This window comes from Bacillus sp. B15-48 (genome assembly GCF_016879755.1).
Classification (GTDB): domain Bacteria; phylum Bacillota; class Bacilli; order Bacillales; family Cytobacillaceae; genus Mesobacillus_B.
Map to the genome: position 1 here is coordinate 563,916 of NZ_WOFU01000003.1, position 12,420 is coordinate 576,335.

The 12,420-nt window shown below is 39.2% G+C and carries 12 protein-coding genes; 4 read left to right on the forward strand and 8 right to left on the reverse strand.

Going from position 1 to position 12,420, the window contains the following annotated elements; translation table 11 throughout:
- Positions 1-77 precede the first annotated feature (77 nt).
- Together GNT69_RS13195 and GNT69_RS13200 are read left to right on the forward strand one after the other, a co-directional pair.
- Positions 78-1,172: a hypothetical protein gene (locus GNT69_RS13195; RefSeq protein ID WP_239094193.1), complete on the forward strand. Its 1,095-nt coding sequence runs from the start codon at positions 78-80 to the stop codon at positions 1,170-1,172.
- A 6-nt stretch (positions 1,173-1,178) separates the two neighbouring features.
- Positions 1,179-2,390: an amidohydrolase family protein gene (locus GNT69_RS13200; protein WP_203555406.1), complete on the forward strand. Its 1,212-nt coding sequence runs from the start codon at positions 1,179-1,181 to the stop codon at positions 2,388-2,390.
- 93 nt (positions 2,391-2,483) lie between these two features.
- Here GNT69_RS13200 and GNT69_RS13205 read toward each other — a convergent pair whose 3' ends face one another.
- Positions 2,484-2,819: a hypothetical protein gene (locus tag GNT69_RS13205; protein ID WP_203555407.1), complete on the reverse strand. Its 336-nt coding sequence runs from the start codon at positions 2,817-2,819 to the stop codon at positions 2,484-2,486.
- 243 nt (positions 2,820-3,062) lie between these two features.
- Between GNT69_RS13205 and GNT69_RS13210 the strand changes: the two genes are divergently transcribed.
- The gene (locus tag GNT69_RS13210; protein ID WP_203555408.1) at positions 3,063-3,986 is read left to right on the forward strand and encodes a DMT family transporter; all 924 of its coding nucleotides are present in this window, start codon (positions 3,063-3,065) and stop codon (positions 3,984-3,986) included.
- Between the two features lie 492 nt (positions 3,987-4,478).
- Positions 4,479-5,438, forward strand: coding sequence for an endonuclease/exonuclease/phosphatase family protein (locus GNT69_RS13215; protein ID WP_239094194.1), 960 nt, complete (start codon positions 4,479-4,481; stop codon positions 5,436-5,438).
- A gap of 652 nt (positions 5,439-6,090) precedes the next feature.
- Here GNT69_RS13215 and GNT69_RS13220 read toward each other — a convergent pair.
- From GNT69_RS13220 to GNT69_RS13250, 7 genes are all read right to left on the reverse strand, one after another.
- The gene (locus GNT69_RS13220; RefSeq protein ID WP_203555409.1) at positions 6,091-7,248 is read right to left on the reverse strand and encodes a CaiB/BaiF CoA transferase family protein; all 1,158 of its coding nucleotides are present in this window, start codon (positions 7,246-7,248) and stop codon (positions 6,091-6,093) included.
- 37 nt (positions 7,249-7,285) lie between these two features.
- Positions 7,286-7,762, reverse strand: coding sequence for a MaoC family dehydratase (locus GNT69_RS13225; RefSeq protein ID WP_203555410.1), 477 nt, complete (start codon positions 7,760-7,762; stop codon positions 7,286-7,288).
- A gap of 19 nt (positions 7,763-7,781) precedes the next feature.
- On the reverse strand, positions 7,782-8,669 hold the full coding sequence (locus GNT69_RS13230; protein ID WP_203555411.1) for an HpcH/HpaI aldolase/citrate lyase family protein: 888 nt from the start codon (positions 8,667-8,669) through the stop codon (positions 7,782-7,784).
- A 15-nt stretch (positions 8,670-8,684) separates the two neighbouring features.
- Complete coding sequence (locus tag GNT69_RS13235; RefSeq protein ID WP_203555412.1) at positions 8,685-9,431, reverse strand: IclR family transcriptional regulator; 747 nt, start codon at positions 9,429-9,431, stop codon at positions 8,685-8,687.
- A gap of 39 nt (positions 9,432-9,470) precedes the next feature.
- On the reverse strand, positions 9,471-10,766 hold the full coding sequence (locus GNT69_RS13240; RefSeq protein WP_203555413.1) for a TRAP transporter large permease: 1,296 nt from the start codon (positions 10,764-10,766) through the stop codon (positions 9,471-9,473).
- The gene (locus GNT69_RS13245; protein WP_203555414.1) at positions 10,766-11,287 is read right to left on the reverse strand and encodes a TRAP transporter small permease; all 522 of its coding nucleotides are present in this window, start codon (positions 11,285-11,287) and stop codon (positions 10,766-10,768) included. Before GNT69_RS13245 ends, GNT69_RS13240 begins: the two co-directional genes overlap by 1 nt.
- 81 nt (positions 11,288-11,368) lie before the next feature.
- Positions 11,369-12,406 carry a TRAP transporter substrate-binding protein gene (locus GNT69_RS13250; protein ID WP_203555415.1) on the reverse strand — a complete coding sequence of 346 codons (1,038 nt, stop codon included), beginning with the start codon at positions 12,404-12,406 and terminating at the stop codon, positions 11,369-11,371.
- Positions 12,407-12,420 lie beyond the last annotated feature (14 nt).

Consider the following 12,420-nt stretch of genomic DNA (forward strand, 5'->3'; position numbering starts at 1 on the left):
ACATGGGGTCAGTAATACAAGCACCTAGCCGTCTTCTAGGCATAAGCTGATAAAAACCGTTTAGGAGGTCTGGCGCTATGGAAAAAGAAAACATTCCTCGTCCGAAGCCAAGTTTATCACGGTCTTCGTGGCAACGATGGGAAATCATTGGGGTCCTTTTAGTCTTAGGTTCATTGGTACTGCTTTTACTTGCTCCAAATTCCTTATCGCAATTGTTTGATACGATTATTAAAGAGGTAAAACCAGTTGTTGTCGATATCTTCCTTACAAGTGAAATCGGGATTGCAATTATTGTAAGCGTTATCGTCGGAAGGATCCTCGAACGCTTAGGGTTTACGGACGGATTGATTCGAATCTTTGTGCCTATCATGAAATGGTTTAAGATCAATCCTTCGGTCGTTATTCCTAGCGTTTATAATATTCTTGGCGACATCAATGCAGCTGGGAAAATTTCCGGACCGATTTTAGTAAAGGCACGTGCCACAAAAGCAGAGCAGAAAATCGCCGTTGCAACGATGATTCAATCCCCGCAATCATTTGCCACATTTGTCCTTGGACTTATCGCCTTATCGGTTTTCAACATCAACGCATTTCCGCTTGTGATTTTATCGATTTTCGTACCTATTGTTCTCGTTCCACTGCTTCTTGCCAAAACCATTTATCGGGATACTAAAAAAGTAGAGCTAACTGAATTGCCACGTTTTACTCCGAATACGAGATTTCTGCAGACGATTTTTTCCTCCGCTAAAGAAGGGGCAGAACTTTTATTTTTAACGATTATTCCAGCGGTCGCTGCGGTTTTCTTTTTCATCGGAGTATTCAAATTCATTGGTGTTTGGAGCTTTATTGAATCCACTTTATCTACAAGTCTTACATTTTTAAGCATTGAACCAACAACAGGAATTATTTCCGTACTAGCAGCACCAACATTAGCTGTTGCTCAGCTTGCAGAACTTGCCAATTCCATTGATCCAAGGCTAATTGTTGGTTCCTTTGTGCTCGCAAATTCTGGTTTACCTTTATCGGTTATCTTTGGCCAAGTGCCAGTGACTTGGGCTGAATCCTCTAGTCTTACCGAAAAAGAAGTTCTGGGGGCAGCGGTCATTGGGATTATTATCCGAATCCTTACTGCTTGTGCACTTGGATATTGGTTAACTCCATTTTTGGTGTGATGTGGAATGTACTACATGATTCGCGGAAAGAAACTTGTTACTGTAAGTGAACTTGGTACGATAAAAGATGGTGCTATGTTAATAGAGAATGGGGTTATTAAAAAAGTTGACACTTGGGAGAATTTAATAAAGCATTTGCCTGAAGTCGAAGTGATCGACTGTTCCAACTACGTCATCACTCCCTCCCTGATTGACTGTCATACTCATTTGCTAGAATTTGCACCGACATCACTCTACCCAGTTACCCTTGAAACACATTTTTTAGCTAGTAAAGGAATTTTGTTTCAAGCGTTAGCTTCCGGGATTACCGCATTAGGAGAGCAAATCTGTGGTCATCCGCTTTGCGATTTTTCAATAGAAGATTACCGAAAAGAGGTAAAGGACTTTCCAATCGATATTTCGTTTGCAGCAACGAGCATTTCAATCGGATTCGAAGACATCGCTCATTTTACGTCCATCACGCAATCGCAAAATGTGAAACAGACTGATTTATCAAACACTAAAATAGTGAAAAAAATGGCCGAATCCAGCGATTATCCAGGCGAGAATATTTTTATCAATGCCACTCCTGCAAATTTTACAAAAGAAATGGTTCCTCGAGCAGGCGAAATGATCTATGACCTAAATGAACTAAAGAAAATGACCTCCATTTTTCACGAGTCAGGCAAGTCAATCGGCTGTCATGTCGCCGGTGAGGAAGGAATTGAATTGGCACTGAATGCTGGGTTCGATGTCTTGCATCATGCCCACGGGATAACCGACAGTCAGATAGATAAGGTAGCCGAGGCTGGTGTCCAAATTGTCGCTACTCCAATCGGAGGAACACATCTAGAGCCTAATTCGCCTGAAGATATTATTCGCTTAGTTAATAAAAAGATTCCTGTCTCGATTTCTACAGATGGGTATTTGCCTCCATATCCAAATGTGCCATGGCTTCCTTTTAAGGATTCTTCTTTAAAAGGCCCAGAGGTTCTAATGCAGATTGCCCACTCGGCGATGAAGCAAATGAAAGAGCAGTATGACGAAAATCAAGTGTTAGCCTTACTGACAGCCAACCCTGCGAAACTATTAGGAAAAGAAGCCGAATTTGGAAGTCTCAAACCTGGACTCAAGGCAAACTTCTTAGTTGCAGAAGGAATCCCAGGACTCGAAATTACCCAAGTAACAGGTATTAAAAACGTCTATTATCAAGGAGTAAAAGTAATCGAACGAAAGTGAAACGCGGGGACGGTTCTCGCGTTTCATTTTGGTGATTTTTGGCAAGAGGACCGTCCCCCTGTTTCGCCCAAGAAAAGTCTACAAATCCTCCTGTTACGCAATTTTTTTAAATTTTTTATAAATGTAATTATCTATTATTACTTTTTTAAAATTCTCTTTTGTATCACTTGTCCAATTGGGTACATCTGTTATGTTAATAATATTCCCGTTTTTAACTTCAATGATTTTCCCACTTTTTTCAGAAGCAAGTAGAAACATAACCTTATCATACAATAACTTTGTAGTAGTAGATGGGATTACATCAAATACAATATCCCAAAAATGAAACCATCCAGTCTTTTTTTCCGTTCTAAAAACCTCGTAAATTATGTCATCTGCCGACTTTATTTTTTCAATTGCATCTAATGCTTCTCTTGTTTTTGTATCCAATTTTCATACACCCCTTCATAGAGTTCGTTCATTTAAATACGATTAAATGAACATTTGGTTTCACTCATCTGTAAAAGGAGGCAGTCCCCCAGTGAAAGAATCCGTTACTTCGGCGGAGGAATAACCCCTTTAACCCCCTATCTATAAAATTGTAGTCAAGATAAAGCAACCTTCTATTCTATTTACAAATATGGTAATCTATGTAAATACGTATCTATTACATAGTTAGGAGTCATTTTATGTATGAATAGTCAACAGAGAATTAAGCCAATCATTGGAATTGCCTTCATTGTACTTGTTTGGGGTTCCGTTTGGCCAATTTATAAGGTTGCTTTGGAGTATACGCCTCCCATTTTATTTTCTGCATTTCGTTCGCTTCTTGGTGGAGTTCTTTTTACACTCTTTCTGCTGCCGCAATGGAGAAAAATTCGTTTAAAGGAAACATGGCCCATTTACACGATATCTACCATATTTAATGTTGTCCTCTTTTTTACCCTACAAACGATCGGATTGCAATATTTGCCCTCAGGACTTTTTGCTGTACTTGTCTATTTACAGCCTGTTCTCGTTGTTCTTTTAGCTTGGATTTGGTTAAAAGAGCCTTTAACTGTCATGAAAGTCGTTGGCATCTTAATCGGATTTTTCGGAGTCGTTTTCATCAGTTCAGAAGGAATTACTGGAAACATCTCCACGATTGGTGTGACGTTAGCCTTAATAACCGGAATTAGCTGGGCAATCGGAACCGTCTATATTAAAAGAACGAGCGGATTCGTTGACGGCCTTTGGTTGGTTGCTATCCAAAATCTGATTGGCGGAAGTACTATGACCATCCTCGGTCTAACGATGGAGGATGTGACAACGATCGAATGGAACGTTCCATTAATTCTTTGCATTTTATACGGGGCAATCTTCGGGGTAACACTTGCTTTTGTTGTTTATTACAAACTAATGCGTGCCGGAGAAGCGGGCAAGGTTAGTTCATTCACCTTCCTAGTTCCACTTATTTCCGTTTTGATTGGAACGGTCTTTTTAAAAGAACCATTCACCTTGTCCCTTTTCGTCGGCATGATCATGATTTTGGTAAGCATTTATTTGATCAATCGGAAAAGTCTTAAACCCAATACCCATACGGTTAAAAATAATCAAGAGATCCTAAAGGACGCGTAGCTAGATTCAGAAAATCGGGCCCCCAGTGAAGGAATGCGTTACTTCGGAGGGGGACTACCAAAAAAACCTCTGGCTTTTGAGCAAATTGAATTTGGAGAATGGAAATTAGTTGCCGTTGTCCATGATCAATGGACGATTTAGCTTAGGGTCATCCTTCCGCACTAATATAATTGTACGGAGAAGCTCCTATGCGTAGGGGCTTCTTTTTGGCTCTTTATTTAACCAGGCGTGGCAGCCAAACTAGATTTACACATATGCCTCTATAATTGGCTGCTTGTAGTTTGCACCAGCAGTTTTTTCCTCGTGATTGTGGATCAGGCTCTCCAATCCTTTGTGCTTCTTTGGATCACTTGCATTTCACTGATATGCTGCAAGGAGGTTAAGGAGTGGTCATTCAATCAAAGGAGAAATATGGAAAACAACTAGTCCATTCACCCTTCCATTTCTAAAAATTACTTATATACTAATAACAGCTAAAAAGAGGTGTTTGATTTGGGTATTAGACTTAACGATGTTTCTTTCCTAACATGGAATATTTATATGGGTGCTGATTTAACACCGTTGATCGGTGCTCCGGCAAACGAAATACCCGATAGGCTGACGGCAGTGTTTCGGCATTTTCTTGCGACAAACTTTCCTGTCCGTGTGAAGGCAATAGCTCGTCAAATCGCATTAGCGAAACCCGATTTTATCGGTTTGCAAGAAGCTGAACGATGGCAACTTGAAATTCCCAATCTTCCTATAGTTACTTTCGACTTTGTCAGTTTGTTACTAGCTGAATTGAGAAGCAGAGGGTTACATTACGAAATAGCAGCTGAGAATCGGAATTTTTTGGGACGGCTTCCAGATAGCAATGGAAATACGATTCAAGTGTTGGACAGGGACGTAATATTAAATCGAAAGGGACGTCATGTAAAAATTATCAATCGACAGGAAGCAAATTTCAATACAAACCTAACAGTACCACTTGGTGGACAGCCATTTGTGATTCTGCGGGGATGGTCTTCTATCGATGTAATGCTGCGTGGCCATATTTTCAGAATGATTAACACGCATTTAGAACCGGCTTCTGCAGAAATTAGAAATGCTCAGGCACAGGAAATTCTAGAAGGACCAGCCAATACAAATTTACCATTGATTATCACAGGTGATTTAAATTCTCCCCCTGACGGTACTGCGTACACTATGTTCATCAATGCAGGATTTCAAGATGTATGGAGTGGAGTCGGTGAGGATTTTGGATTTACTTGTTGTCAGGGCCCTGATCTGCTGAATGCTGTTTCTCAGTTAACTAGAAGAATTGATTATATCTTGTTTAAAAACGATTGGGTCCCAATAAAAGCGGATGTAATAGGAGATTCTCAAAGTGATAGAACCAAAACCGGTCTATGGCCTTCTGATCACGCAGGAGTATCAGCAACATTTGACATTGGTGTCAGTCCCCCGCATTGATATAACGAAGCATGGGGACGTACGGAAGCATGCGGGGAAGCATGGGGACGTACCTTATGCTTCAGTTTACTAATTAGATCAACCATTTTCCGTTTAATTTTATCTAATTTAATGAAGCGAAGGAGACTTCCCTTTGTTAAAACAAACTCCACTCCGCTTCCTCAGGGGCTATGGGACACCAAAGCAGAAGCATGGGGACGTACCGAGACTGGTGAAAAAGTCTATGAAATATTAGTAATGCGCTCAAAAGACACAAAATATGGTAGTTATAGTTTAATCGAGTATCTATATACTGTGTTCCCGAATTCTATTTAATACTTTTTCACTGGTCCCGGACGTACCTTATGCTTCAGTTTACTAATTAGATCAACCCTTTTCCTTTTAATTTAATCTAATTCAAAGAAGCGAAGGGTACGTCCCTTCGCTTCCCCTGTGTTTATCATCCAAAATGATTATATTCAAACAGAAACCGATTTTATATTCATTTTACCTTCTTTTCTGGAGGGTAATATACTCACCCTCCTTTAGGACTGTAAATGAATCGAACAATATTACTTCATCTTCATGAATGAGGTTTGAATAATTGGGTCAGTAATCTAACAAAAAAATAATAAAAAACCTGAGTGTGCATCTCAGGTTTTTTGCAATTTGCTCACTTTTCGCCTATATTCATACTAAGTTCACTCAATATTTCTTCGTTATGCTCTCCAAGATTTGGTGCATAATATTTGGTGGCAGCAGGGGTTTTTCCAAAATTGACAGGGAATTTAATATCCCGTATTTCACCTTCTGTTGGATGCTTTACGTTCCTGAAGAATCCTAGCTGTGTTAAATGCGGGTCTTCTAAAAGATCCTCTGGTGTATTTATTTTGGTACATGGGATATCCCCTTTTTGGAGAACATCTAACCATTCCTCCGTTGTTTTTGTTGCAATAATTTCTTCGACGCTTTTATAAACAAAATCAATATACTTAGTTCGTTCATTAATATTACTAAAACGTTCATCGTTCTGAAGATCACTGCGCCCAGAAACCTTGAAAAAGGATTGCCAATGTTTATCATTATAAATCATGACACCAATAAAACCATTTTTTGTTTTATATGGCTTCCTATAAGGTGAAACAACTCTTGAATAATAAGTAGGTCCTTCTGGAGGAGTGAACGTCTTCCCATATAGATGTTCGATCATTGTATAAGATACCATGGTTTCAAACATCGGAACTTCAATTTCTTGACCTTCACCAGTTTTCTCTCGATGATATAAAGCAGATAAAATCGCACTGAGCCCAACGAGTCCTGTTGTTTTGTCAGCTAAAACAGTGGCCAAGTATTGTGGAGTACCTGTCACTTCACCTTGCGCTGCAGCGATCCCCGATTCACCCTGAATAATATCATCATACGCTGGTCTTTCTCCATAAGGACCTTCTTTACTAAACCCATACATCCCACAATAAATCAACTTACTGTTTCTTTTTCTTAAAATGTCATAGGATAACCCAAGTCTTTCCATCGATTGTGGTCGCAATGTATGGACAAGGATATCCGCATCCTCAACTAAAGCTAGTAATGTTTCACGTCCTTCATCACTCTTTAAGTCAAGCGATATACTACGCTTATTCCGATTCAAATGAAGAAATAGGCTCCCCATTCCTTTACTTCTATATGGTCCTAAATAACGTGTCGTATCTCCTGTAGGATTTTCTACCTTGATTACGTCAGCCCCCATATCACCTAGCATTAACGTACAATAAGGCCCCATTACTACAGATGTCAAATCAAGTACACGAATACCTTCCAACGGGCCGCTCATTCCCATTTCCCCCTTTTCATATGGTTTAATCTGCTTATCAATTTCCGGCAACTTGACTTTCAGCTGTTTTCTTAAGCATGAGTCCCAAACGCTTTGTTTTCACCACAAGTTCCCCTAACTGATTGTACCCACGATGTTCGAACCAAACGATTCCAGTATTCTGTCTAGATTTTGATTCTCTTTTTCCAATGATTTCAGTTTCCGCTCTAAGCGTATCACCGATTCTGACCGGTGCTGGAAAAACTGTTTCTTCAAAGCCCAGATTGCCTAGTGTCGTACCTTCAGTCAAATCTCCCACGCCTACACCTACTACAAATGATAAGGTAAAGAGAGAGTTTACAATCCTGCTACCGTACATGGTTTCTTTCGAATATTCCTCATCTAAATGAAGTGACTGAGTGTTATGCGTTAATGTAGTGAATAATAAGTTATCCGTCTCTGTTACCGTTCGACCTGGTCGATGTTTATAAACATCTCCGACTTTCAGCTCTTCATAATATTTTCCGCCAAGCATACCATTTCCCCCTAACCTCTTATTTTTGGATGACCAGCCCTAATCGTTGGGCATTTGCTAACACTTCTTTTGCTGTTTTTACATGGGCATAATCAATATGTTCCCCTTGATACATAATCGCTGTTTCACCACTACGCTCCGCTAATTCAAACGCTTCAACCATTCCTTGATAATAAGCAATATCCTCTTTCGTCGGGGAATAAATTTCATTTACAATTGAAACATTTGACGGATGCAGGATCAGTTCCCCATCAAATCCTAGTTGTCGATTGAATTCACTGCTCCTACGTAAACCCTCAAGATTATGTACATCTTGCCAAAGTCCCCCATATGGTATAACGCCCGCTGCACGGGCAGCCATGACCACTTTAGATCGCATATACAATGTTTCTAACCCTTTTGATGTCCATTGATAACCGAGTGCCCTGGCTACATCTCCATTCTTCGCGGCAAGACCTGCTATTCCAATGACACGGTCACAACAAGCAATTTCATATGCGAACTGCATTGATTTTGCTGTTTCTAAAATTGGTAAAATACCTATATCGCCTGTTTTTAAGCCTTTTTGTTCTTCGAGGGCTTTGACTATATCCGTTAATTGCTCAATCTCTTCTGGCCCATCAATCTTTGGAAGAACAATTCCCCTTAACCCTGCTTGAACAATTGAGCGTAGGTCATCTTTATCAAAACCATCATGTACTTTATTTATACGTACAAATACGTTAACCCCTTTTGAGGCTAGTACAGGGATAGCCTTTGATACATATTGTCTCGCTTCGCTTTTGGCCTGAATGGAAACACTATCCTCAAGATCCAAGATAATCCCATCTGCTTGGTAACTTGTTACTTTTTCAAACCAATTCTTTTTAATTCCCGGAACAAATAATAAAGTTCGATATCTTTCCATCTTTAATTCCCCTTTCTATGCGTTCTTATATCCAAGTGAATAAGAAAGATCATCTGCCGCCTTTTTTATACAACTAACATAGTAAGACTCTTTTTCATGTTCATAATCAGATACTGGCATGACGCAAATAATACTGCCAATCACTACACCACTAGCATCAAATACCGGGGCACTTATACTTTGTGCTCCCTTTTTTCGCTCATTTGCAGTAATCGCAAAGCCTTGAGCTTTGATCTTTTTCAATTCTTCCTGGATCTTTTCCCTTTCTAACTCTGATTCTACGTTTTCCGCTAAAACGGCATGTATTTCATCTTCAGATAAATAAGCAAGGATACTTTTCCCGCTTGAAGCCACATGAATAGGCTCCAAAGTTCCAATTTCTAAAACGAACTGAAGTGCATGCAAACTCTTTATACTCTCAACAAATGAAAGCTTCCTTTCCTGTGGAAAATAAAGAGCAAAGTATACAGAATGTTTTAAGTTTCTAGAAAGTTCAACTAAGAAGCTGCGGGCATACTTTTTCACATCTATTTGGCTGGAAATAATAGAAGCCATTCGGATGAAATCAGGCCCTATTCTATACTTTGCAGTTTTTTCAGAGTATTCAAGTACCTTTTCCTCTTTCAACAATGAAAGTAAGCGGTGAACAGTACTAACCGGCATCTCAAGATGTCTAGAGAGTTCATTTACTCCCCACTCATATTGTTTATCAGTAAAAGCACGTAGTATTGCGAATGTTTTAGAAACTACATTTTGTTTCATTTAAAACCTTCCTATCTTTACAGCTTTATCTAGCTAGTATTATTGACTCATCATTAAACCTGGGAGCCATAAAGTAATAAATGGCAAAAGAATTAATAATAGTAAAATAAATAAATCCGTAATAACGAACCACTTTACCCCTTTAAACCCTTCAGCTGTCTTGACACCTGCTGCTCCTGTTGCAACAAAAATATTCATTCCTACAGGAGGAGTAACTAGTCCAACTTCAACCGTTTTGGCCACTAAAATCCCAAACCAGATTGGGTCAAAGCCAAGAGAAATGATAATCGGGAAAGTCAACGGCAACGTTAAAATAAGGATAGCAATTTGGTCCATAAAGAAACCAAGAATCAAATAAATTAGAATGATAATAATTAAAATGATATACCTAGAAACTTCTAATCCTTCAATCGCCAGAACTAGCTGTTGAGTAACCTGGGTCATCGTCAAAAAGTAACTAAATATATGTGCTCCAATAATAATAGTCATAATCATTGTTGTTGATCTAATTGTATCGTTAAGTGCTACACCAAATTTTTTAAAATTGATACGACGCATGAGTATAATAACAATTAAGGTAATAAACGCACCAAGAGCCCCTGCTTCTGTCGCTGTAACAAACCCACTATAAATCCCGCCTATGACTGCTAAAATAATAAGAAGCATTGGCCAAACATTTTTTAATGACTCTAGTTTTTCTTTGAATGTTAGCTCTATTGAGATTTTTGGAGCCAGTTCCGGCTTCATTTTAACCATAAAAACAATAACAAATATATAACCTAAGGCAGTGATAATCCCCGGAATGATCCCCGCGATAAGGAGTGAACCCACACCAGTTTCAGTTAAAATCCCGTATAGGATAAGAATAATACTTGGTGGGATCATAACAGCAAGTGTTCCAGAAATACTAATGACTCCCATTGTTAATGCGGTATTGTAATTGTATTTTCTCATTTCAGGTGCGGCTGCTTTTGCCATCGCAGCGGCAGATGCCTGACTCGAACCCGAGACTGCTCCCATTAATGCCCCTGCGAAAACAGTAGCAATAGCAAGTCCCCCCGGCAATTTACCAAGCCAATTGTATGCAGCTGCAAATAGATCTTTCATAATTCCACTAACGGTCATAAAAGATGCCATCAAAATAAACATTGGAATTGCACTCATGATAAAGCTCTTAACACTGTCGTAAGGAGTTGTTTGAATGATTCCTAAAAAAGAATCCCAGCCATTGAACAACAGAATCCCGATTGACCCTGATATTCCTAGTGCAAATGCAATTGGCATCCCAAAGGCAAGGAATAATCCTAATAGAATCAGTGGCAATACTATGGTCATCAGTCATTCACCTCTTCTCGGTCTTCGTTTTGCGGAGGAATTCCTACGAGTAGCATAATGGCTAAAAGAATCTGTCGAATCATAATCAGAAATGAACCAATAGGAATCCAAATATAAGAAAGCCATAAGGGGAAATTAATGAGACCAGATGCAATTAAGTTGTTCTGTATAGCATCCATCGTGATCATTAAACCTTTATAACCGATGAAAAACATCAACGCAGCAGAAATTATGTAGTAGAAGCTATTCAAGTAGTTCTGAGATCTTTCGGTCAACCGTGAAAATAAAATATCTAGACGGATGTGTCCATCTATCCTTTGCACATAACTCATACTAAGAAATACAAGTATGACCATTAAATACATCTCCGTCACTTCATAGGCACCAGTAATGGACTTACTGAATATATAACGGCTTAGTGCATCAAATGTAGTTAATACCATCATAATGACTAAAGCTAGTTGTGAAAGCCTCAAAAAAAAGGTCTCTAGTCTTGTGAACCCTTTTTCGATCATATGCATCTTTATCACCATCCCTTTTTATAAAGAGCAGCCAATATTTCAAAGTGATTGGCTGCTCTTATTATTAATATTAATAAGATGTTAGTTTAAGCTTTCTCTAATTTCACGATATTTTTCTATTGTTTCATTGGCATTAAAGCCTCTTTTTTCTAGACCTTCTGCCCAACGATTCCACACAGGCACAAGGGCTTTATCCCACTCAGCAGACTCTTCCTCACTAAGTTCATAGATTTCAATTTTGGAAGAAAATTTCTCAGCTAGTTCTTCATTTTTCTCATCAAGGAATTTTGAAAGGTGTTCGACTGTCTCATCTCCCGCTTGTGCAAATGCTTCTTTTACATCGTCAGGAAGTGATTGGTATACATCTTCGTTGATAGAGTACACAACAGTGAAACTTCCTAAATTGGCGCCTTTTGTTGAATACTTTGCAATCGATTCAATCTGATAAGGTTCAAAACTTGTAAACGGGAATGTTACCCCATCAACCGTTCCACGTTCCATTGCAGTGTAGGCTTCAGTTGCTGGCATAAAAACAGGGGATGCTCCAAGGTGATCAAAACCAAGTTCCATTGTGCCAGTCACACGGGCTTTCGTTCCTTTTAAGTCCTCGATGGAATTTACAGGTTTCTTCGCACTTACATACTGGTACTGTGGCAATGCAACGGCGTAGATCGGACGAACTCCATTCTTTAAGTATTCCTCTTCAGTTAAATACTCCTTTACCAATTTCCAAATGACTGCGGAACCTTCTTCTGCAGAATCATAAGCCCCTGGTAAAGTAGCAACCTCAACGAGGGGTAATTTATCTGTTGAATATGAGGTATATCCAATATCGACAGTTTTAGAAAGTGTCAAGTCAAGATAGGCATTTGCCTTCCCAATTTGTTCAGCAGGATAATGCTCAAATTCAACCTTCCCATCGGTTAACTCCTTTACTCGATCCATGAAGAATACTGCTCCTTCCGAGGATAAGTAGTTGGACGTTGGAAGTGAATCGGCGATTTTCAGCTTAATTACTTCTTCGGCCCCTTCATTCGTACTTTTTGCTTCACTACTTCCACAAGCACTTACAATCGCAATTAACATTGCACAAATAAGAAATGCCCAGACTTTTTTCATTCTTTTCCCTCCTA